This window comes from Acidovorax sp. LjRoot204, assembly GCF_056175785.1.
Genome location: NZ_JBGFFF010000010.1, coordinates 41,830 through 63,114 on the forward strand (window position 1 = coordinate 41,830; position 21,285 = coordinate 63,114).

General features: G+C 65.9%; 19 protein-coding genes, 1 tRNA gene and 1 pseudogene. 8 read left to right on the top strand and 13 right to left on the bottom strand.

What is annotated here, in order from left to right; translation table 11 throughout:
- Nucleotides 1–138 precede the first annotated feature (138 nt).
- Both AC04MI_RS03915 and AC04MI_RS03920 read right to left on the bottom strand, forming a co-directional pair.
- On the bottom strand, nt 139–1,413 hold the full coding sequence (locus AC04MI_RS03915) for a CaiB/BaiF CoA transferase family protein (protein WP_436077781.1): 1,275 nt from the start codon (nt 1,411–1,413) through the stop codon (nt 139–141).
- Between the two features lie 109 nt (nt 1,414–1,522).
- Complete coding sequence (locus AC04MI_RS03920) at nt 1,523–2,719, bottom strand: acyl-CoA dehydrogenase (protein ID WP_476497131.1); 1,197 nt, start codon at nt 2,717–2,719, stop codon at nt 1,523–1,525.
- Between the two features lie 180 nt (nt 2,720–2,899).
- On the opposite strand from AC04MI_RS03920, the gene AC04MI_RS03925 reads away from it, so the two are divergent.
- The 3 genes from AC04MI_RS03925 (at nt 2,900) to AC04MI_RS03935 (ending at nt 5,202) form a co-directional block, all read left to right on the top strand.
- Nucleotides 2,900–3,844: a LysR family transcriptional regulator gene (locus tag AC04MI_RS03925; RefSeq protein WP_436077783.1), complete on the top strand. Its 945-nt coding sequence runs from the start codon at nt 2,900–2,902 to the stop codon at nt 3,842–3,844.
- A gap of 87 nt (nt 3,845–3,931) precedes the next feature.
- Nucleotides 3,932–4,147, top strand: a complete 216-nt coding sequence (locus tag AC04MI_RS03930; protein ID WP_015015343.1) for a hypothetical protein — start codon at nt 3,932–3,934, stop codon at nt 4,145–4,147.
- 176 nt (nt 4,148–4,323) lie between these two features.
- Nucleotides 4,324–5,202 (top strand): DUF6279 family lipoprotein, encoded by an 879-nt coding sequence (locus AC04MI_RS03935; protein WP_260668213.1) that lies wholly within the window; start codon nt 4,324–4,326, stop codon nt 5,200–5,202.
- Nucleotides 5,203–5,481: 279 nt separating this feature from the next.
- Here AC04MI_RS03935 and AC04MI_RS03940 read toward each other — a convergent pair.
- Nucleotides 5,482–5,566 (bottom strand) — tRNA-Leu (locus AC04MI_RS03940).
- 39 nt (nt 5,567–5,605) lie between these two features.
- On the opposite strand from AC04MI_RS03940, the gene cysM reads away from it, so the two are divergent.
- From cysM to AC04MI_RS03960, 4 genes are all read left to right on the top strand, one after another.
- A complete protein-coding gene (cysM, locus tag AC04MI_RS03945) occupies nt 5,606–6,508 on the top strand; it encodes a cysteine synthase CysM (protein WP_015015341.1) in 903 nt (300 codons plus the stop codon).
- A 124-nt stretch (nt 6,509–6,632) separates the two neighbouring features.
- Entirely contained in the window at nt 6,633–7,217 is a 585-nt protein-coding gene (locus tag AC04MI_RS03950; RefSeq protein WP_476497132.1) for an NUDIX domain-containing protein, read from the top strand.
- A gap of 5 nt (nt 7,218–7,222) precedes the next feature.
- Nucleotides 7,223–7,450, top strand: coding sequence for a sulfurtransferase TusA family protein (locus AC04MI_RS03955; RefSeq protein WP_056067086.1), 228 nt, complete (start codon nt 7,223–7,225; stop codon nt 7,448–7,450).
- A 30-nt stretch (nt 7,451–7,480) separates the two neighbouring features.
- The gene (locus AC04MI_RS03960) at nt 7,481–7,804 is read left to right on the top strand and encodes a hypothetical protein (RefSeq protein ID WP_436077784.1); all 324 of its coding nucleotides are present in this window, start codon (nt 7,481–7,483) and stop codon (nt 7,802–7,804) included.
- 65 nt (nt 7,805–7,869) lie between these two features.
- Here the strand turns inward: AC04MI_RS03960 and galU are convergent, their stop codons facing one another.
- Both galU and AC04MI_RS03970 read right to left on the bottom strand, forming a co-directional pair.
- Nucleotides 7,870–8,757 (bottom strand): UTP--glucose-1-phosphate uridylyltransferase GalU, encoded by an 888-nt coding sequence (gene galU, locus AC04MI_RS03965; protein WP_436077785.1) that lies wholly within the window; start codon nt 8,755–8,757, stop codon nt 7,870–7,872.
- Nucleotides 8,758–8,890: 133 nt separating this feature from the next.
- Nucleotides 8,891–11,788 (bottom strand): valine--tRNA ligase, encoded by a 2,898-nt coding sequence (locus AC04MI_RS03970; RefSeq protein WP_476497134.1) that lies wholly within the window; start codon nt 11,786–11,788, stop codon nt 8,891–8,893.
- A gap of 636 nt (nt 11,789–12,424) precedes the next feature.
- Here AC04MI_RS03970 and AC04MI_RS03975 point away from each other — a divergent pair.
- Complete coding sequence (locus AC04MI_RS03975; RefSeq protein WP_476497136.1) at nt 12,425–14,284, top strand: M48 family metallopeptidase; 1,860 nt, start codon at nt 12,425–12,427, stop codon at nt 14,282–14,284.
- Nucleotides 14,285–14,528: 244 nt separating this feature from the next.
- On the opposite strand, the gene AC04MI_RS03980 is transcribed toward AC04MI_RS03975, so the two are convergent.
- The 8 genes and pseudogenes from AC04MI_RS03980 to AC04MI_RS04015 all read right to left on the bottom strand — a co-directional run.
- Nucleotides 14,529–15,152: a VOC family protein gene (locus AC04MI_RS03980; RefSeq protein WP_260668203.1), complete on the bottom strand. Its 624-nt coding sequence runs from the start codon at nt 15,150–15,152 to the stop codon at nt 14,529–14,531.
- A gap of 211 nt (nt 15,153–15,363) precedes the next feature.
- A complete protein-coding gene (locus tag AC04MI_RS03985) occupies nt 15,364–15,939 on the bottom strand; it encodes a YceI family protein (protein ID WP_436077788.1) in 576 nt (191 codons plus the stop codon).
- A gap of 117 nt (nt 15,940–16,056) precedes the next feature.
- Nucleotides 16,057–16,632, bottom strand: a complete 576-nt coding sequence (locus AC04MI_RS03990) for a YceI family protein (RefSeq protein WP_056066824.1) — start codon at nt 16,630–16,632, stop codon at nt 16,057–16,059.
- A gap of 118 nt (nt 16,633–16,750) precedes the next feature.
- The gene (locus AC04MI_RS03995; RefSeq protein WP_436077789.1) at nt 16,751–17,323 is read right to left on the bottom strand and encodes a cytochrome b; all 573 of its coding nucleotides are present in this window, start codon (nt 17,321–17,323) and stop codon (nt 16,751–16,753) included.
- Between the two features lie 378 nt (nt 17,324–17,701).
- Complete coding sequence (locus tag AC04MI_RS04000; RefSeq protein ID WP_476497138.1) at nt 17,702–18,979, bottom strand: heme biosynthesis HemY N-terminal domain-containing protein; 1,278 nt, start codon at nt 18,977–18,979, stop codon at nt 17,702–17,704.
- A 4-nt stretch (nt 18,980–18,983) separates the two neighbouring features.
- Nucleotides 18,984–20,117, bottom strand: coding sequence for a uroporphyrinogen-III C-methyltransferase (locus AC04MI_RS04005; protein ID WP_056748238.1), 1,134 nt, complete (start codon nt 20,115–20,117; stop codon nt 18,984–18,986).
- Nucleotides 20,114–20,941 carry a uroporphyrinogen-III synthase gene (locus tag AC04MI_RS04010; protein ID WP_436077790.1) on the bottom strand — a complete coding sequence of 276 codons (828 nt, stop codon included), beginning with the start codon at nt 20,939–20,941 and terminating at the stop codon, nt 20,114–20,116. Before AC04MI_RS04010 ends, AC04MI_RS04005 begins: the two co-directional genes overlap by 4 nt.
- Nucleotide 20,942: 1 nt before the next feature.
- Nucleotides 20,943–21,285, bottom strand: a pseudogene (locus tag AC04MI_RS04015) (hydroxymethylbilane synthase); the annotation flags it as partial.

Consider the following 21,285-nt stretch of genomic DNA (forward strand, 5'->3'; position numbering starts at 1 on the left):
CGAATAGCGCATAGCGCGAGCCAGATAAGCGCCAGGGGCCGATGCAATGCAGACAGCACAAACAAAACGGCCTCGCCGGTGAGGGCAAGGCCGTGCAGTGGTCAGGGCATGGCGCAGGCCGATGCCGCGAGGGTCTGGCTACAAAACCCCGCTGGCCCGCAGTGCCGCGATGCGCGCTGGGTCCAGCCCCATCTCGCGCAACACCTCGTCGGTGTGCTGGCCCAGTGCCGGCGGCCCATTGCGCAGCACGGGTGGGGTGGCCGACAGGCGCAGCGGGCTGGCCACGCCGGTGATCTGCAACACGTTGTCGGTGGCGGCCTCGCCGTCCTTCCAGCGCGGCAGCGTCACGGCCAGGCCACGGGCCTGCACCTGTGCGTCGTCAAAGGCCTGGGCAATGGTGTTGATGGGGCCGCAAGGCACGGCTTTGTCTTCCAGCAGCGTGATCCAGTCGGCCGTGGTGCGCGTGCGGGTCACGGCCTCCATGGCGGGGATCAGCGCGGTGCGGTTTTGCACGCGCAGGGTGTTGGTCGCAAAGCGCGGGTCGCTGGCCCACTGGGGCTGCTCGGCGGCGGCGCAAAAGCGCTGGAACTGGCCGTCGTTGCCAATGGCCAGCAGCATGTTGCCGTCCTGGGTGGGGAAGTCCTGGTAGGGCGCGAGGCTGGGGTGGCTGTTGCCCATGCGGCCAGGCGCCTTGCCGGTAGCGAGGAACCCCGAGGCCTGGTTGGCCAGCACCGCCATGCCCACGTCCAGCAGCGCCATGTCGATGTGCTGGCCCTGGCCGGTGCCATTGGTGGCGTTGTCGCGCACGTGCAGCGCGGCCAGGATGGCGTTGCTGGCATACAGGCCGGTGAACAGGTCGATCACGGCCACGCCCACGCGCATGGGGCCGCCGCCGGGTTGGCTGTCGGCCTGGCCGGTGATGCTCATCAGGCCCGTCATGGCCTGCACCATCAGGTCGTAGCCTGCGCGCTCGGCATACGGGCCGTCTTGCCCAAAGCCGGTGACGGAGCAGTAGATGAGGCGCGGGTTGAGCGCGCGCAGGCTCTCGTGGTCCAGACCGTATTGCTTGAGGCCGCCGACCTTGAAGTTCTCCACCACGATGTCCGCCTCTTGCGCCATCTGCTTGATGAGCGCTTGCCCCTCGGGCGAGGCCATGTCGATGGTGACCGAGCGCTTGTTGCGGTTGCAGGCGGTGTAGTAGCTGGCCTGGTTGGTGTCGTTGCCCTCGGCGTCTTTCAAGAAGGGCGGGCCCCACTGGCGCGTGTCGTCGCCCACGCCGGGGCGCTCCACCTTGACCACGTCCGCGCCCAGGTCGGCCAGGATCTGCGTGCACCATGGCCCGGCCAGCACGCGGGAGAGGTCGAGCACCTTGATGCCTGCGAGGGCGCCGGGGGAGGTAGAGGGGGTGGTCATGGTGTGGTGTACTATGAAATTGATAGCTGTCAGCGCATGATTGACTAGCGCTATAAGGCAAAAACACCGCAAAGGCGGTGTTTTTGCCGGTTTTCGGGGCGCAGGCCGATCAGTTGGCGAACGCGGCGATGCCCGTCTGGGCGCGGCCCAGGATSAGCGCGTGSAYRTCGTGCGTRCCTTCGTAGGTGTTSACCACTTCCAGGTTCACCAGGTGGCGSGCCACGCCRAACTCRTCGCTGATGCCGTTGCCGCCCATCATGTCGCGCGCCAGGCGGGCAATGTCCAGCGCCTTGCCGCAGCTGTTGCGCTTGATGATGGAGGTGCCTTCCACGCTGGCCGTGCCCGCGTCCTTCATGCGGCCGAACTGCAGGCAACCCTGCAGGCCGATGGCGATTTCGGTCTGCATGTCGGCCAGCTTCTTCTGGATGAGCTGGTTGGCGGCCAGGGGGCGGCCAAACTGCTTGCGGTCCAGCGTGTACTGGCGGGCCGTGTGCCAGCAGAACTCGGCCGCACCCAGGGCGCCCCAGGCGATGCCGTAGCGCGCGCTGTTCAGGCAGGTGAAGGGGCCCTTGAGGCCTTGTACTTCAGGGAAGGCGTTTTCTTCGGGCACGAACACGYCGTCCATCACGATCTCGCCGGTGATGGAGGCGCGCAGGCCCACCTTGCCGTGGATSGCGGGGGCTGWSAGGCCCTTCATGCCCTTTTCCAGCACAAAGCCGCGGATGGGACCCACGGYGCCGCCTTCGGACACTTCCTTGGCCCAGACCACGAACACGTCGGCCACGGGGCTGTTGGTGATCCACATCTTGCTGCCCTTGAGCTTGTAGCCGCCGCCGACCTTGTAGGCGCGCGTGGCCATGCTGCCGGGATCGGAGCCGTGGTCGGGCTCGGTCAGGCCAAAGCAGCCGATCCAYTCGCCGSTGGCGAGCTTGGGCAGGWACTTCTGGCGCTGGGCTTCGCTGCCGAATTCATAAATGGGCACCATCACCAGCGACGACTGCACGCTGGCCATCGAGCGGTAGCCCGAGTCCACACGCTCCACTTCGCGGGCGATCAGGCCGTAGGCCACATAGCTTAGGCCGGGGCCACCGTATTGCTCGGGGATGGTGGGGCCCAAGAGGCCCACTTCGCCCATCTCGCGGAAGATGCTCACGTCCATCTTTTCGTGGCGGAAGGCGTCCAGCACGCGGGGTGCCAGCTTGTCCTGGCAATACGCTGCAGCGGCGTCGCGGATGGCACGCTCGTCGTCGGTCAGTTGCTGGCTCAGGAGGAAAGGGTCATCCCATTGAAAAGCGGCGTGGGCCATGTGTGTCTCCAGGTCGGAAAGTGGGGGAAGAAAAAAACGAATATGGGACGCATCGTAGGCCTTGGGGTGGTGGCCCGCAAGCGAGTTCTTTTCATCCAGACATGCGTTTATGGAATGTATGGAATACTGGCAGCTAGATAAGCCAAGGCGTGGCTGGTCACTTAAAAATTCCTCTTCATCATGCGCCGCAACATTCCATCGACCCAGGCCCTGGCCTGCTTTGAAGTGGCCGCCCGCCACGAGAGCTACACCCGCGCCGCRCAGGAGTTGTCGCTCACCCAAAGCGCCGTCTCGCGCCAGATCCAGGCGCTGGAAGATTTTTTGGGCGTGGCACTGTTTCGCCGCACGCGCCACGGCGTGGTGCTTACGCCTGCAGGCGCGCACTATGGCCGCCAGGTGGCGCGCTGGCTGCAGGGGCTGGAGCGCGATACGCTGGACGTGATGGCCCACCAGGGCGAGGGCGGCACCCTTACGCTGGCCGCGGTGCCCACCTTTGCCACGCGGTGGCTCATCCCCCGCCTGCCGCACCTGGCGCAAGCGCATCCCGATATCGTGGTGCACATCGACACGCAGACGCGGCCCTTCTTGTTTGCCGACACCACCTTCGATGCCGCCTTGTATGCCGGCACGCCCGAGCAGGTGGCCAACTGGCCCGGCGTACAGGCGCAACTGCTGATGCACGAAGACGTGGTGCCCGTATGCAGCCCGCGCCTGCTCGAATCCGCCGCACCCCGGGGCCGGGGCCGCGCGCACCAGCCCGTGGCCGCCGAGGCGCTGGCCGAGCTGCCGCTGCTGCAGCAAAGCACACGCCCCTACGGCTGGCGCCAGTGGTTCGATGCGATGGGGGTGGAGGCACCGCACGCGCTGGATGGCCCGCGCTACGAGCTGTTCTCCATGCTGGCCGTGGCCGCCACGCATGGCATGGGCGTGGCGCTGATCCCGCCGCTGCTCATCGAGGCCGAACTCGCCAGCGGCGAGCTGGTGGTGGCCTGCAACCGTCCGCTGCGCGGCGAGCGRGCGTACTACCTCATCAGCCCCGCACAGGCCCAGCCCCCGGTGCTGGCCACGTTTGCGCGCTGGCTCCAGCACATGGCCGAGGTGGGTAGCCCGCCGGTTGCGGGATGACGCGCTTGCGCCCACGGGGGCTGTGAACTAATCTGGCCGCGCGGAAGTCTGTCTTTCATTCAGCAACCTTGTTGGAGAGCGACCACCATGACCACTTACCACGCTCCGCATTTCGACCCCACCGTGGACGAGATCGAGACCCTCAAGCAACTGGAGATGGGCGAAGTCATCACGCTGCCCCACGCGCTCAAGGACCATGTGTCGGGGCGACTGCTCGAATGGGGCTTCATCACCAAGGGGACGGGGGGTGAGCTGGCCATCACTGCCAGTGGCCGCCAGTTGATCCGGCGACAGGACAACTGAGCCCGCGCGTCAGCCGGCCCCTTGTGCGCATCCGTCGCGCGGTGTGGCGTGGGACCTCCGTGCGGGTTGGGAGCCTTTGGCTAAATCCTGGTGCGCGGGCTGGGGTATCTGGGCCCTGTGCCTGCCGTGTGCAGCGTTGGGCCTATCCTGTGCAATTCCCTTTGTCTGGAGCCGCTGTGCCCGCTTTGTCCCGTCTGCGCACCACCCTGTGCATTGCCGCCCTGGCCCTGGCCGGTGCGTTGCTGGCGGGCTGCAGCACGGTGCGGCTGGCGTACAACCAGGTGCCCCACCTGGCGTACTGGCAACTGAACCGTTACCTTGACCTGTCGGACGCGCAGACGGAGCGCGTGCGGGGCGACCTGGGCGACCTGCACCGCTGGCACCGCGACACCATGCTGCCCCAGCATGCCGAGCTGTTGCAAAAGGTGCAGCAGCAGTTGCCCGCGACCATCACCCCCGAGCAGGCCTGCCGCATCTATGACGAGGCACGTACACAGCTGGACAAGGTGCTAGCCCAGGCCGAGCCCAAGGTGGTGTGGCTCGCATCGCAGCTGACCGAGGCGCAGATCCGCAATCTAGAGCGCAGGCAGGCCGACAGCAACGCTGACTGGAAATCCGAATGGCTGGACCCATCGCTCGACAAGATGCGCGAGCGCCGCTTCAAGGACCTCTCGTCGCGGCTCGAAACCTTTTATGGCGCGCTGGACGAACCCCAGAAGGCCGTGCTGCGCGCCTTTATCGCCCAGTCGGCCTTCGACCCGCAGCGGACCTATGCCGAGCGCGTACGCAGGCAAAAAGACCTGGTGCAGGTGCTGCGCAGCATCCAGGCCGACCGTGGCAACACCGCCCAGGCCCGCACGCTGATGCTCGGCTTTCTGGACCGCGTGGTGACGTCACCGGATGGCGCCTACCAGCGCTACGCACAAGCGCTGGTGGCCGAGGGCTGCGAGGGGTTTGCGCGCCTGCACAACGCCATGACACCTGCGCACCGGCTGCGTGCGGCGCAATCCCTCAAGGGTTATGAGCAGGACTTCCTGTTGCTGGCTGCGCGCTGATGTGCAGCGCGAGGGTGGGGCGAAGCGCAAAGGCTGCTGCCGCGACGCGAAGGTCAGCAGAACATCATCGCCAGCAGGGCCGCATCCTCGGCCATGTTCTGCAGGGCATAACCCGCCAGCCGGTAGGCCAGCACGGTGGCGTGCGCGATCAGGTCTTGGGCGGTCATGGAGGGTGGTGCGGTACGGCGCAGGGGTGTGCAGGCCCCCAGTGCAGGTGTCAGATCGTCCAGCCCAGCAAAAAGGCCGATAGCTCGTGGAAGCTACCGGCCTTGTTTACTGTGGTGCCCGGGGCCGGAATCGAACCGGCACGCCTTGCGGCGGGGGATTTTGAGTCCCCTGCGTCTACCAATTTCACCACCCGGGCGGAATATGTGAAGCCCTGAATTATGGCACAGTAGGGCGTATGAAATATCCGACGATTGAAGACGCGGTAGGCAACACGCCGCTGGTGGCGCTGCAGCGCATTGGGGCCCAGGACAACGCGGCGCGGGGCAATGTGGTGCTCGGCAAGCTGGAAGGCAACAACCCGGCGGGGTCCGTCAAGGACCGGCCTGCACTGTCGATGATCCGCCGCGCCGAAGAGCGTGGCGATATCCGCCCTGGCGACACGCTGATCGAGGCCACGTCGGGCAATACCGGCATCGCTTTGGCGATGGCCGCGGCCATCAAGGGCTACCGCATGGTGCTGGTGATGCCCGAGGATTTGTCCATCGAGCGTGCGCAGACCATGAAGGCCTTTGGTGCCGAGCTGGTGCTCACACCCAAGAGCGGCGGCATGGAGCACGCCCGTGACCTGGCCGAGGCCATGCAAAAGCGTGGTGAGGGCAAGGTGCTGGACCAGTTTGGCAACCCCGACAACCCCCGCATTCACTACGAAACCACGGGCCCCGAGATCTGGGAGCAGACCGGCGGGCGCATCACCCACTTTGTGAGCGCGATGGGCACCACGGGCACCATCACGGGCGTGTCGCGGTTCCTCAAGGAGAAGAACCCTGCCATCCAGATCATCGGTGCACAGCCCGAAGAAGGCTCGCGCATCCCGGGCATCCGCAAGTGGCCGCAGGAGTATCTGCCCAAGATTTATGACGCCAGCACGGTCGATGAGCTGGTGTATGTGAGCCAGGACAGCGCCGAAGACATGTGCCGCCGCCTCGCGCGCGAAGAGGGCATTTTTGCCGGCATCTCGGCTGCAGGCGCGTGCTGGGTGGCGCAGCAGATCGCAGCGCGCGACAGCAATGCCACCATCGTCTTCATCGTGTGCGATCGGGGCGACCGGTATTTGTCTACCGGGGTGTTTCCTGCGTGACCTGTGAAACGGCCTGCGCAGTGGGCTCCAGGGGCATTGCCGGGTGCCTCTTCGCAGGTTTTTGAATCAGAATGGCTGCTTGTGCTAGTTGAACATGCCTCAGCAGCTACATAAAAGATAGCATATGCCCTACGAAGTCCGTTTTTGCCCCCACTGTGCCACCGAGTTGCAGCCCATCACGCTGGCCGAAGACGGCGGCGACAAGGAGCGGCTGCGCTGCCCCKCCTGCGGCYRSACGCACTGGAACAACCCCACGCCCGTGCTSGCKGCCATYGTSGAGWTCSRCGGCAAGGTGCTGCTGGCGCGMAAYGCSGCMTGGCCGGKSAAGATGTTTGCGCTGATCACYGGCTTCATGGAGGCSGGCGARWCGCCCSAGGAGGGCATTGCGCGCGAGGTCAAGGAGGAGACCAACCTCGATGTGCAGTCCACCACCCTGGTGGGTGCCTACGAGTTTTTGCGCATGAACCAGGTCATCATTGCCTACCACGTGGTGGCCACCGGGCAGGTGCAACTGTCGCCGGAGCTGGTGGACTACCGGTTGTACGATCTGCCAGACCTCAAATGCTGGCCTGCGGGCACGGGCTACGCGCTGGCCGACTGGCTGCGCACACGGGGCCACGAGCCCGTGTTTTTCACGGCCGAAGAAAATGCAGAACGCCGCCGTGGGCTGGACGAACAAGCCCCGGCCGCGACGCCGCCAAAGGATTGATGACCATGGACATTCACAAAGAAATCGACACCCGGGGCCTGAACTGCCCCTTGCCCATCCTCAAGGCCAAGAAGGCGCTGTCTGACATGGCCAGCGGCCAGCTGCTCAAGGTGGTGGCGACAGACAACGGATCGCTGCGCGACTTTCAGGCGTTTGCCAAGCAGACCGGCAACGAGCTGGTGGAGCAACAGACCGTGGGCGAGGAGTTCATCCACATCCTGCGTCGGCGCTGACGGCAGCGCGCCGGTATCAGGGCCTTCGGGATGTCAAAGTCTTTCGACAAGCTCTTTTGGCATGACGGCAACCTGACGGATGTTTCGTTCTCCGTCGATGCCAAAGGCAAATCTATAGTTCAACTGCAGGCGCTGTTCTACAAGGACGAGCAGGCGCCGCAGAGGCAACCGCATCAAATCAGGTGCGAAGCAGTGTCCCGCTTTCAATGCACGCTGGACAGTGACGAACTCAAGCGAAACATGTTCGCGGGCAATATCTCAAACGGTTATCTGAAGGGCAATACCCTCTGGATCTACTTCACGGACGGCCTGCTGGAAGTGCGAGCACTGCGCTTTCGCCTGATGAAGTCTTGAGGCCATGCCGTGACAGCGCCTGGCGCTGACAGCCGAGGCAGACCTTCTGTCTCGGCTGCCTTGGGTCAGAGCGCCAGGGCCTTCAGATATTCCCGGAAGTGCACCCCCACCTGCGGGTGCTGCAGGGCCAGTTCCACTGTCGCTTCCAGAAACCCTTCCTTGCTGCCGCAGTCGTAGCGTTTGCCTTCGTACTGGAAGGCGTAGACGGCTTCATTGTTCATCAGGCGCGCAATGCCGTCGGTGAGCTGGATCTCGCCGCCCACGCCGCGCGGCTGGTTGCGGATCTCGTCAAACACGCCGGGCGTGAGGATGTAGCGGCCCGCCACGCCCATGCGCGAGGGGGCATCGGCTGCCTTGGGCTTTTCGACAATGCGCTGGATGCGGATCAACGGGCCACCGGCAGGCTCGCCCGCCACAATGCCGTACTTGTGCACCTGGTCCTCGGGCACCTCTTGCACGGCGATCACCGATCGGCCTTGCTGGCGGAACGCGGTCGCCATCTGCGCCAGCACGGGCTGACCGCCCTGGGGGCCCACCATCAAATCGTCAGCCAGCAGCACGGCAAAGGGCTCCTTGCCCACCAGGGGCTCCGCGCACAACACTGCGTGGCCCAGCCCTAACGAGCGCGGCTGGCGCACAAAGGCGCAGTCCATGTCGCTGGGCTGGATGGAGCGCACCAGCTCCAGCAGTTCCTTCTTGCCGGCTGCCTCCAGCTCGGCCTCCAGCTCGTAGGCGGTGTCGAAGTGGTCTTCAATGGCGCGCTTGCTGCGGCCGGTCACAAAAATCATGTGGCGGATGCCGGCGGCGTATGCCTCTTCCACTGCGTACTGGATCAGCGGCTTGTCCACMACGGGCAGCATYTCCTTGGGGCTGGCCTTGGTGGCGGGCAGAAAACGCGTGCCCAGTCCGGCAACGGGGAAAACGGCTTTGCGAACGGTCGTGGCAACAGTCATGGGGCTCCTCTGGACGGATGGGTGACGGTGTGCCCGGGCTGCACTGCAGCCCGCAACCCACACCGGCAAAACATGAAAACGGGGCGGGCAGCCCCTACGGGACGGGCTGCCATGGCGCAGTATGGCCCGGGTTTTAGCCCAGCCTTGTCAGCTGATCGCGCAATCTGCCCAGCGTGGCGCCGAAGTCGGCAATGCGCTTTTTCTCCTGCTCGATCACCGCCGCAGGGGCCTTGGCCACAAAGGCTTCGTTGGACAGCTTGTTGTTCGCCTTGGTGATCTCGCCGTCGATGCGGGCGATTTCCTTGGACAGGCGCGCCTTCTCAGCCGCCACGTCGATCTCCATGTACAGGCACATGCGGGYGTCACCCACCACGGCCACGGGCGCGGCCTGTGCGGCGGCGGCCCAGGCGGACTCGTCGTCAAACACCTTCACCTCGCTGAGCTTGGCCAGCGCCTGCAGCACCGGGCCCACGCCACGCATGAACTCGGTGTCGCCCACCACGTACAGGGGCAGGCGGGTGGAGGGAGACACGTTCATCTCGCCCCGCAGCGCGCGGCATGCGTCCACGAGGCCCTTCACGCGGCCCATGTGGGCAATCGCGGCCTCGTCGATCTTCTCGGGCTGGGCCTGGGGGTAGCGCGCAATGCTGACCGATTCGCCCGGGATGCCGGCCACAGGTGCCACCACCTGCCACAGGGCCTCGGTGATGAATGGGATGATGGGGTGGGCCAGGCGCAGGATGGCTTCCAGCGTGCGGATCAGCGTGCGGCGCGTGGCGCGTTGCTGCGCTTCGGTGCCGTTCTGGATCTGCACCTTGGCGATCTCCAGGTACCAGTCGCAGWACTCGTTCCACACRAAGTSGTAGATSGYGTTGGCCACGTTGTCSAGSCGGTATTCCTCRAAGCCCTTGGCGACTTCGGCCTCGGTCTTTTGCAGCAGCGAGCTGATCCAGCGGTCGGCCTGGCTGAACTGCATGTAGCCGTGGGCCGCGCCGCCGGGCTGGCACTCTTCCTTGGTGTGCTCTTTCAGGCCACAGTCCTGGCCTTCGCAGTTCATCAGCACRAAGCGSSTGGCGTTCCAGAGCTTGTTGCAGAAGTTGCGRTAGCCCTCGCAGCGCTTGCTGTCGAAGTTGATGCTGCGGCCCAGCGATGCCAGTGCGGCAAACGTGAAGCGCAGCGCATCGGCGCCRWAGGCCGGAATGCCMTCGGGRAATTCCTTTTGCGTGTTCTTGCGCACGGTGGGCGCGGTCTCTGGCTTGCGCAGGCCGGTAGTGCGCTTGTCGAGCAGGGGCTCCAGCGCAATGCCGTCGATCAGGTCCACCGGGTCGAGCACGTTGCCYTCGGACTTGSWCATCTTCYKGCCCTGCGCRTCGCGCACCAMGCCGTGGATGTASACGTSCTTGAACGGCACSYKGCCSGTGAAGTGCKTGGTCATCATGATCATCCGGGCGACCCAGAAGAAGATGATGTCGTAGCCCGTGACCAGCACGGTGCTGGGCAGGTACAGGTTGAAGTCGTCGGTGGCGCTGTCGCCCTGGTTGGGCCAGCCCATGGTGCTGAAGGGCACGAGAGCGGACGAGTACCAGGTGTCGAGCACGTCCTCGTCGCGGCGMAGCKTYTTGCCYGGSGCCTTGGCCTGSGCCTCGGCTTCGGTGCGAGCCACGWWCACSTTGCCGTCTTCGTCGTACCAGGCCGGGATCTGGTGGCCCCACCACAGCTGGCGGCTGATGCACCAGTCCTGGATGTTGTTCATCCACTGGTTGTAGGTGTTCACCCAGTTCTCGGGCACGAACTTCACATCACCGCTGGCCACGGCGTCGATGGCCTTTTGCGCAATGCTCTTGCCGGTGGGGTCCTGGTCAGACACCTTGCTCATGGCCACGAACCACTGGTCGGTCAGCATGGGCTCGATCACCTGGCCGGTGCGGGTGCAGATGGGCACCATGAGCTTGTGCTTCTTCACCTCGACCAGAGCGCCGATGGCTTCGAGGTCGGCCACCACGGCCTTGCGGGCCACGAAGCGGTCCATGCCCTGGTACTTGGCGGGCGCGTTCTCGTTGATGGTGGCCTGCAGCGTCAGCACCACGATCATGGGCAGCTTGTGGCGCTGGCCCACGGCGTAGTCGTTCTGGTCGTGCGCGGGGGTGACCTTGACCACGCCCGTGCCGAATTCCTTGTCCACGTACTCGTCGGCGATCACCGGGATCTGGCGGTCGCACAGCGGCAGGTTGACCATCTTGCCGATGAGGTGGGTGTAGCGGGCATCCTCGGGGTGCACCATCAGCGCCACGTCGCCCAGCATGGTTTCGGGGCGGGTGGTAGCCACCGTCAGGCTGCCCGATCCATCGGCCAGGGGGTAGGCGATGTGCCACAACGAGCCGTCTTTTTCTTCGCTTTCGACTTCCAGGTCGGACACGGCGGACTGCAGCTTGGGGTCCCAGTTCACCAGGCGCTTGCCACGGTAGATCAGGCCCTGCTCGTACAGCTTGACGAACGTGTCGGTTACCACGGCGCTGAGCTTGTCGTCCATGGTGAAGTATTCGCGGCTCCAGTCCACGCTGTCGCCCATGCGGCGCATCTGCGTGGTGATGGTGTTGCCGGACTTTTCCTTCCACTCCCACACCTTGCTCACAAAGTTCTTGCGCGCCTCGGGTGGGGTGGGGCCCATGTCGTAGCGGCTGATGCCTTGCTCTTGCAACTGGCGCTCCACCACGATCTGCGTSGCGATGCCCGCRTGGTCGGTRCCSGGYACCCACACSGTGTTGWMGCCSYKCATGCGGTGGTAGCGCGTGARGCTGTCCATGATSGTSTGGTTGAACGCATGGCCCATGTGCAGCGTGCCCGTCACGTTGGGCGGSGGCAGCTGGATGGAGAAGGCGGGCTCGCCCGCCTGGGCCTGGCCCGTGCCACGGTGGCCTGCGGTGCCATACCCGCGCTTTTCCCATTCGGGGCCCCAGTGGGCTTCCAGTGCAGCAGGTTCAAACGACTTGGACAGGCTTTCAAGGCCGGGTTGTGGTTGGGGCGTGCTCATGGGTCTGGCAGTGGGGTGTGGCAGTGGGGGCAGTGGGGCGGAGCGGCCGCAGGGAGCGCTCCGACGAACAAGAGGGTGAACCGTACATTTTAAGGGACCGCCACCCCGGCGCTGGCCCCGCAGGGCCTTCGCCCGTTCGGGGGCGGCGCGCCGTCTGTCGGCCGATTCYTTCCAATGGTTACCTTGTGCCTGGGTGCGCGGGTGAATGCGTCCTGATAATCCCGGCCGATAGAGCGAGGAGGGAGCGGCAACGCGGACCAGGCTCTAAGAACCTGCTCAAGGTCTTTTCGGGGATCGCATTGGAGTGCAATCGGGATGAGTGGATGCTTCGGATGCGCCGCATGGGCTCATGCCCATGCAAGCAGCCGGGGCGTCCAATCGCCCGATTTCACTCCAACCCTTCGGGCAAGTGCCTTGCCGGGCGGTCTGCGGCGTTGCGGCGCTTGCCAATAGCACGGGCTATTGGTTGCGCACCGCGCCTTGCATCCCATCCCGGCAAGGTACTTGTGCGACCCCGAAACGACCTTGAGCAGGTTCTACGGATCACGATCTACAACAAGGACTGGTGCAGTGGCTTGCGGGGGGCGTTCAGCCCTCCGACGCCATCGAGCCGGGCCGTCACAACCATCCGAACCTATGACGTTTCAATCTGCCTGGCGCCTGGGCCTGGTCAAGGTCTTTGCCTATGCGCTGCTGGCGCTGTTTCTGGTGCCTGCGGTGACCTATGTGTTCACCCGCCATGTCCAGACCGACCAGGACACCCGTTTTGTCGCCGGCATCAGCCAGCGCATCGATGCCGAAAAGGGCCTGCCCGCCGACGAGAAACAAGCGCGCAAGGACTACTACCGCAGCAACCCGCCGTCCACCATCTGCAGCAATGCAGACCCCGAGGCCCGCGAATACCGCGAGGCGCTGTGCGACACCTTCTCCGATGTCTGGCAGTTCCACATGGCGCGCAAGCTGTCGCTGTGGACGCTGGTGGCCAGTGCGGCGCTGCTGCTGGCGGTGCTGGGGCTGGGGGCGCTGGCGTTTGCCGACCGCACGCTGCAGTACGCGAGCTTTGTGGCGGGCTGGCGCCTGACCTCTTGGGCCAGCGCCACGGCGCTGGTRGTGCAAGGGGCAATGGCAGTGTGGCTGTCGTTCTGGGTGACGGCGTTTTTCTTCCACAAGTACTCGCCCAAGCTGGTGCTGTTTGTGGGGTTTGCCGTAGCGGCGGGGGTGCTGGTGGCGGTGGCGGGCATCTTCAAGCGGGTGCAGTCCAGCAACCAGGTGGTGGGCGAGCTGGTGGCCGAGGCCGATGCGCCGCKSCTGTGGSAGCGCATCCGCCACCTGGCACAGCGCCTGAAGACAGAGCCGCCCCGGCACATCGTGGCTGGCATTGATGCCAACTTCTTCGTGACCGAGGCCCCGATCACCGTGGGCCAACAGACCCTCACGGGCCGCACGCTGTTTGTGAGCCTGCCGCTGCTGCGCATCCTGGACCAGACCGAGGCCGACGCCGTGCTGGGCCATGAACTGGCCCACCTGCGCGGGGGCGACACGCGGCGCAGCGCACAGCTGGGGCCCAAGCTGGTGCAGTTTGACCACTACCGCCACGCCATCCGCACGGGCGGGCTGTCGGCCATGGCGTCGCCGCTGCTGGACCTGTACCGCACCATCTTCGAAATCGCCTTGGCCAGCGACAGCCGCGAGCGTGAGTTCAAGGCCGACCGCCTGGCGGCCAAGCTGGTGAGTCCGGCGGCGATTGCACAGTCGCTGGTCAAGATTGCCGCCTATGCCCAGTACCGTTACCGTATCGAGGACGAACTGTTTGGCCGCAACGAGCGGCACGACAACAGCACGCTGGGCATTGCCAGTTTTGTGGCCCAGGGGCTGGCGCCCTACGCGGCATCGCCCGACTTTGTGGATGCGATGAAGACGGCCAATGTGCCGCACCCGTTCGACTCGCACCCTGCCATGCCCGAGCGCCTGCGCAACGTGGGCATGGCCCTGAAAGAGCGCGACTACGGCGCCATCGCCGTGCGCGTGCCCGCCACCACCTGGGTGCAGGAGATCCTGACCGCCGACGCCATCGAGCAGCGGCTGTGGAGCGCCTACGAGCAGCAGTTTGCGCAAGACCACGAGCGCAGCCTGGCCTACCGCTACGAGCCCGCGAACGACGAGGAGCGGGCCCTGGTGCTGCAGTACTTCCCGCCCGTGTTGTTTGCCCTCAAGGGCGACGCGACAGTGGAGGTGAGCATTGACGGTATCCGCACCTCGGCCGATGAGACCACGGTGTTCTGGGATGCCATCAAGGGGCTGGAATTCAAGGAAAGCAGCTTTGGCAACGCGCTGATCGTGACCCACCCCGAAAAGAACGCCCTGGGCCTGGGCGCCAAGACCAGCAAGATCAAGCTGCCCGGTCTCAAGAAGGACAAGGACCAGTTCAACGCCGTGGTCAGCCACTACTGGCAGCGCCACCAGATCATGCGTGCGCAGCAACAGGCAGAGGAATGAATGCTATATTTTATATAGCTACTGAGGTAATAGGATGCAGCGCTTCAGCGCTGTAGGGTCAAAAAAATTCCATGCAAGGCGGTGGCATGGCCGTTTGACGGGGTCGCGCACCCCATCCAAAGCAGCCAGCCCCGTGGACCCTGGGGTGCGGCACCGCCACAGGCTTGGCATGCACCCCAGGCCCGCCCATAGGCCCCCAAGATCCCTGGCCCGTGGGGCGATGCGTGGGGGTGGTCAGGTCGGCTTACTTGCGCACAAACTCCGGCCGGTCGTTTTGCTGGGGCTTGAGCGGCGCGTCCACCTTGCCTTCGGCGCGTTCCTTGCGCCATTGCTCCTTGCGCGCCGTCCACTCGCGCAGGCGGGCGTGGGCCACGGTGCTGTCTTTTTCCATCTGCTCGTCATTGGCCAGCTGGGCCGACAGCTCCAGGCGAATGCCGTTCGGGTCGAAGAAATAGATGCTCTTGAAGATATGGTGGTCCGTCACGCCCAGCACTTCCACGCCATGCGCCTCCAGGCGCTGCTTGGTGTTCTCCAGCTCCTGCACGGTGTTCACGCGGAACGCGATGTGGTTGACCCACAGGGGCGTGTTGGGCGAGGGCTCGGCCTTCACGTCGTCGCCCAAGTCGAAAAAGGCGATGAACGAGCCGTCCTGCAGGCGGAAGAAGAAGTGGGTGTAGGGGCAGTACTCGCCGGTGCTGGGCACATAGTCGCTCTGGATGATGTGGTACAGCGGCAGGCCCAGGATGTCTTCATAGAACTGGCGCGTTTCCTCGGCGTCGCGGGCCTTGTAGGCGTAGTGATGCAACTGCTGGATGGCGGCGGGTGCCGGCAGGCTGGCCAGGTCGGTCGGGTTCAGAACGGCGTTCATGCAGAGTCTCCTCAAATCGGTGAACGCAATTCTACTATTCGTAATTGATTTACGTTAAGTTAATTTTTATGCCCAGAAGGCTGGCAGATGAGGACGGGCTGGCCCAAAGAAAAAGCCACCCGGCGCAAGGCGCACGGGTGGCTGGTCGCAAGCAGCCGGAGGCAGGGCGGAGCAAGTCAGCCCGCTGCACCCCAGGCCCGCTCGGCCTGGTTTACTGCTTCACGGCTTCGATCTGCACCACCAGGCGCACGTTCTTGGGGAAGCCCCATTCCACGCCGTAGTTCATGCCCCACTGGGTGCGGTCAATGGTGGCTTCAAAGTCGCCGCCGCACACTTCGCGCTTGAGCATGGGGCTGTCGTAGCAGTTGAACTGGTTGGCCTTGAGGGTCAAGGGGGCGGTCTTGCCCAGCAGTGTGAGCTGGCCTTCGACGCTGGCGACCTTGTCACCGTTGAAGACGAACTTGCTGGAGACAAACTTCATCGTGGGGTGCTTGGCAGCGTCGAACAGGTCGGCGCTTTGCAGGTGCTTGTCAAACGCGGGGGTGCCCGTGTTCACCGAGGTCACGTCGAACGTGATCTCGGCCTTGCCCGACTTGCCAGCCTTGTCGAGCTGGACGGTGCCTTCCTTCTTGTCGAAGCGGCCGCGGTTCACAGCGGCGCCAAAGTGGCTGATCTCGAACGAGGCAAAGGTGTGCGTCGGGTCGATGGCGTAGTTGGCCGATTGGGCTTGGGCAGCACCGGCGAACAGGGTGGCGGCGGCAGCCAGGGCGAAGAAGGACTTGCGCATGGAAACTCCTGATAGATCAAAAAGGAAAGGACAAGGGAAAAGGGGAAGGCGCCACCCGCGGGGACCGCGCCCGGATGGCAGGCGGAGGCCGGTGGGGCCCGGGCAGAGGGGCGGCGCTCAGAGCTTGCCGACGCCAGTCAGCGCGAGCTTGAACTTGACCTGCACGTCGTCGGCCACCATGGAGGTGTCGGCCCACTCGTTTTCGCCGATCTTGAAGGCCAGCCGCTTGATCGGCAGCGCGCCTGTGGCCGTGGTGGTGGGGCCGCTTTGGGTCAGCGTCACGGGCACCACCACGTTCTGGCTGTTGCCCTTGATGGTGAGCGCGCCCGCCACTTCAAATTTGCCGCCGCCCAGGGCCTTGATGCTGGACGACACGAATTGGGCCTGCGGGAACTTGGGCACGTTGAACCACGCGGGCTTGGGCAGCTCTGCATCGGTCTCGCGCGAACCCAGCGTGGCGCTGCCAGTGTCCACCGTGAAGGCGATCTTGCTGGTGGCCAGTTTGGCCGGGTCAAACGCTACCTGGGCGCTGAATTTCTTGAACTGGCCTTCCAGTGGCACGCCCATCTGGCGGGCGGTGAACTGCACCTCGCTTTGCGCGGGCACCAGCTGCTGCTGGGCCAGGGCGGCTTGCGCGCCTGCAACGAGGGCAGCGCCGATCACGATGCGGGACAAGGTAGAAGACAGATGCATGCAGAAACTCCGTTCAATTCACAAAAGGTGGAAGCGGTGGTCGCAGGGGGCGAGCGACCTTTGAGGTGGGCAAGGTACCCACCAGGGGTTGTCATGGCGCCCCGCAGGTGGGGGCTGGTTATTTCCCGGGGAGCATGCGGTTCAGCAGGCCATCACGGTCGACCAGCTGGTGCTTGAGCGCTGCGGCGATGTGCAGCAGCGCCAGCGCGGCCAATGCAAACGCGGTGTACTGGTGCCAGGGCTTGATGACCTCGGCCAGGTCCTTGCTCACCGGCACAAAGTCGGGCAGCTGCCACAAGCCCAGGAACACGATGGGGAACCCCGCCGCCGAGCTGTAGGCCCAGCCAATCAGGGGCACGGCAAAGAAGAGCACGTACAGCAGGTGGTGGGTGCCGTGGTGTGCCAGCTTCTGCCAGCCGGGCATGGTCTTCTCAACCGCCTGGGGCAGCGCCGGTGGGCGGTGCGTGGCGCGCCACAGCAGGCGCAGCGCCGACAGCACCAGGATGGTCACACCGGCCCATTTGTGCCAGTTGTAAAGCTTCAGCCGTTGGGGCGAAAAGGGCAGGTCGGCCATGTAGACGCCGACGCCAAACAGAGCGATCAGCGCCAGGCCCAGCACCCAGTGCAACAGCATGGCAGTGCGCGTGTACCGGCGCGGGGTGTCGGGGGTCGTCGTGGAAGTGGCTGTCATCAACGAATCTGGAGGTCGGTGCACAAAGGAGGTGAGCGAAGGCTGCAAGGGCCGCCGGACTTGGCGGCACAACGTGCTGGGCGATGGCGCAGTGTAGGAAGCGCTGGCCGTGATCAGCTTCAGGCAGATTGATGCCTTGATTCAAATTTATTGAATCGATATGCCTTGAGCGCTCAAAGTTCCCCAATGCTGTGCAATTTCTGCGGAGCGGCTATTTGCTGGCATCCGCAGGGCATCGGCGTGGCGCCTGCATGGACCCCGCTGGTGCGCCGGTGGCCCTGTGGAGACACCTTGGCGAATGGGGGAGGTGTCCGCATCATGTGCAGCGATGGCGGGCGGTACGGGGGCGGGGCGCCAGAGCACCCCGCGATGCCCGGGTTATCGGGCCAGCGCGGCCTGTTTCCAGGCGCTGACGGCGGCGCTGTCGTCGCCGCGTTGCTCGGCCAGTTCGGCCACGTGGCGCCAGGCGCTGGCGCGCATTGGCGCGTCGTTGAGCTGCTGGGCTGCCTGGGTCAGCAGCTGCTGGGCTTTGCCCCACAGCTGGCGCTTGAGGCAGGCCATGCCCGCCAGGTATTGCAGGCGGGCGTCGCGTGGGTTAGCTTGCTGGGCGGACTCGATGCGGGCCAGCCAAGGCCCGTCGAGCGCATCCAGCCCCGCCTCCAGCGCACRCACCAGCTTGAGGGCGTGTTGCTCGGCCAAGGCATCGGGCAGCTCCACCATGCGTTCCCACACGGGCAGCAACCAGGCACGCACCTGCGTGGCATCGCCACCCAGTGCAGCCAGCCGCTGGGCGRCGTGGATGGCCAGCTCGGGCATGTTGCGCTCGCTGGTCTCCAGCGACAGCCAGATCTGCTGCAACTGAGCGACATCGTGCGCGCTGTTGATGAGTTCGGTGGCCAGGCCGCGCACGATGCTCTGTGCGGCATTGGGTGAGAACGCACGGTGCTTGCCCAGCAGGCGTGCGGTGTCCAGCGCCTCTTGCGTCTGGCGCGCCAGACGGGTGGCCTTGAGCTTGATGCGCAGCGCCAGGGTGCGCCGCGCGGCTCCCTGGGGCAGGGCTGCCAGGCGGTCGAGCGCCGCGTTGGCATCGCGGTCGTCCAGCGACCAGCGGGCGGCGCGCATCTGGGCGCCTTCGTGCATTTCCTGCTCGTTGATGGAGCCGCGCATGGGGGCTTCCTGCAGTGCGTCCTGCAAGTGGCTTTCGCGCGTGGCGCGGTCTTGCAGTGCGTGTGACGCCTCGGCGGCGATCATGTGGGCGAGCGCGCGCAGCTGCTTGCCGTGGGGCACCGCCTCGCCGCTGGCCTCCAGCGCGTGTTCTTGCGACAGCGCGGCCACAGCGGCCTTGCGCGAACGGATGAACCGGCCGCCCAGCATGTGGGTCAAGGCGTCGAGCAGTGCGCCGTGCATGGCACRCTCTTTTTGCTGCACGCGCCAGCGGCGTGCCTGGTGCGGCAGCGCCAGCAGCGCCGCCAGGGCCCGCAGCGCCGCATACACGGTGACAAAACCGCCCACCAACAGCAACACCACCATGTTGAGCGACAGGTCGATGCGATAAGGCGGCCAGWACASGGTGAYSGTGCCCTGGTTGTTGCCCGCRAACAGCGCAGCCGCCACCGCCACGCCAAACAACGCCAAAAGCCAAAGTGCAGCACGCATATCGTCAACGTCCCGCAGCGGCGGTGGCCAGCGCCGACAGGGTTTCGTCCAGGCGTGGCAGCTCGGCCGCCTTCATGCTGGCCTGGGCCTGCTGCAGGGTGGAGGCCACGTTCTGGGTGCGGCGCGATGCGGGGTCGAAATACTTGTTGAGCGCCGCGGTGGCCGCGGTCAGGTCGGCACGGGCCGACTCGAACTGGCGTGCCAGGATGCCCAGGCGTGCATTGAGCAGCTTGAACTTGAGGTTTTCGCGCAGGAAGAAGGTCTGCTCGGGGGCCAGCAAGATGGCTTCGGGCTGGTCGATGCGGCTCACGCGCACCAGGCTGCGGGCCTCGTCGCGCACCACCTCCCAGCTGCGCTGCAGGGCCGCTTGCCACCAGGCCAGGCCCTCGGTGGGGGCGGGGGCACTGCCAGGGGCTGCGGGGCCGGCGGACAGGCGCTTGGTCGAGGCGGCCTGGGCCACGGCATTGAGCACGGGCAGGTCGTCCACCTGGCGCACCAGGTCGTCCAGGCGGGCCAGGAGGCCGGCGGTGTCGGTCACGGTGGCGCGGGTCAGGCGGTCCAGGTCGCGGCCGATGGCGCGCTGCACGGGGGCCAGGCGGGGCTGGGCAGAGCGCTCGATGCGTTGGTTGGCGCTTTTGAGCGCTGCCACCAGCGGCTCCAGGCTGCCGGTGAGCTGGGCCTGTTGCTGCGCCAGGCGGATGGCCGACTCAATGTCCACCACCAGGTTTTCATCGCGCGAACGCGACAGGCTTTGCATGAGTTCTTCGAGCTGGCTGCGCTGCAGGGCAACCTCGCTCACGCGGGCCTCCGCCACCGACAGGCGAGCCGCCGTGTCGCGCACCAACTCTTCGGCCTGGCGGGCCATGGTGCGGGCTTCGATGGCCAGGGCGCCCGAGTCGGCGGACTGCCGGGCCAGTTGTTCCTGGATGGCGCTGAGCTTTTGCCACAGCAGGCCGCTGCTGACCAATGCGGCCACCGCCACGGTGCCCAACAGCAAGGTCATGGCGCCACTGCGGCCGGTGGCAGCGGCTGGCGCAGCGGCCGAGGGGGCCGGGCTCACTGCTGGCGCGCCCACAGCGGCGGCCACAGGGGCTGCAGGGGGCGTGGAGGGCAGATCGTCGGGGGGCGCAGAACTCATGCGGCCGATTCTATCGAGGCCACCACGTCTTCCAGCGCCGGACGGCATTCCCGCACGGTGCCAAAGCCCGCTGCGCGGGCCGCTTCGGCGATGCGCGGGTGGGTGGTCAGCGCCTGTGCTGCGCCCCAGTATTGGCCGGGCAGGGCCTCGGCCAGGTGGGCCACCGCCTCGGAGCTGCTCAGCAGCCAGACGGAACCATCGTGCGCCGCCTGTTGCGCCAGCGCCACCTCCTGGGCCGTGAAGTGGGGCGCGCCGCGTTGGTAGGCCACCACAAACTCCACGTGACCGCCCCGCGCCTCGATCTGCTGGGCCAGCCACTCGCGGCCATTGCCCTGGGGCGATTCGGGTGCGCCCTGCGGCGTGGCGGAGCGACCGCGCACGATCAGCACGCGGTCGCCAGGCCGCACCTGGGGGGCCACTTGGCGCCACAGCGCTTCCGAGTCGAACTGCGGTGCGTCGGGCGCGGGCCCGTCGATGGCGCTGCGCGGCACGCCCGCCTGCTCCAGCGCGCGGGTGGTGCCTGGGCCGGGCGCCCATGCTCTTGTTTTTGTAGCTGCCAGGGCATGAATATCCAGCGCTACAGGGTGATTTGCCTCAAAAAAGTGCGCCACGGCATTGCCACTGACAAACATCAGGGCGCGGTAGGTGCCGACGTTGGCGCGGGCCGCGTCCAGCGCCTGTCGCAGGGCAGCGTCCGTGCAGGGGCCAATCGCAATCAGGGGCAGTGCCACGGCCTCAATGCCGTGTGCGCCCAGTTGCGCCACCCAATGCGCCGCTTCGCGGGCGGGGCGTGTGACGATGACCCGGGGCGCTGAGGTGCCCATCTCAGGCCGGGGTGACGCCGCGCGCACCCCCAGCACGCAGGCGCTGCGCAATCGCGTCGCCCAGTGCTTCCGCCTGCGCCAGTGTGGTGACCGGGGCAGAGGCCTGGGCGCGCACCAGTGGGGCTTTGTCCTCGGGGTCGCCCCAGGCGGCGTCCAGCTGCAGCACGCCGTGGGTGAAGGTGCCGTGCGCTGCCAAGGGCATCGAGCAGCTGCCCCCCATGGCGCGGCTCACGGCGCGCTCGGCCGCCACGGTCAGCCAGGTGGTCTGGTGAGCCAGCGGTGCCAGCGCGTCGATCAGGTCTTGCCGGTCGCTGCGCACCTCGATGCCCAGCGCGCCCTGGCCT

Bases quoted from the DNA above. Each gene is read 5' to 3' on its own strand.
- AC04MI_RS03915 (WP_436077781.1), bottom strand. From the start codon at position 1,413: ATGACCACCCCCTCTACCTCCCCCGGCGCCCTCGCAGGCATCAAGGTG.
- AC04MI_RS03930 (WP_015015343.1), top strand. From the start codon at position 3,932: ATGACCACTTACCACGCTCCGCATTTCGACCCCACCGTGGACGAGATC.
- cysM (WP_015015341.1), top strand. From the start codon at position 5,606: ATGAAATATCCGACGATTGAAGACGCGGTAGGCAACACGCCGCTGGTG.
- AC04MI_RS03955 (WP_056067086.1), top strand. From the start codon at position 7,223: ATGGACATTCACAAAGAAATCGACACCCGGGGCCTGAACTGCCCCTTG.
- AC04MI_RS03960 (WP_436077784.1), top strand. From the start codon at position 7,481: ATGTCAAAGTCTTTCGACAAGCTCTTTTGGCATGACGGCAACCTGACG.
- AC04MI_RS03980 (WP_260668203.1), bottom strand. From the start codon at position 15,152: ATGAACGCCGTTCTGAACCCGACCGACCTGGCCAGCCTGCCGGCACCC.
- AC04MI_RS03985 (WP_436077788.1), bottom strand. From the start codon at position 15,939: ATGCGCAAGTCCTTCTTCGCCCTGGCTGCCGCCGCCACCCTGTTCGCC.
- AC04MI_RS03990 (WP_056066824.1), bottom strand. From the start codon at position 16,632: ATGCATCTGTCTTCTACCTTGTCCCGCATCGTGATCGGCGCTGCCCTC.
- AC04MI_RS03995 (WP_436077789.1), bottom strand. From the start codon at position 17,323: ATGACAGCCACTTCCACGACGACCCCCGACACCCCGCGCCGGTACACG.
- AC04MI_RS04005 (WP_056748238.1), bottom strand. From the start codon at position 20,117: ATGAGTTCTGCGCCCCCCGACGATCTGCCCTCCACGCCCCCTGCAGCC.
- AC04MI_RS04010 (WP_436077790.1), bottom strand. From the start codon at position 20,941: ATGGGCACCTCAGCGCCCCGGGTCATCGTCACACGCCCCGCCCGCGAA.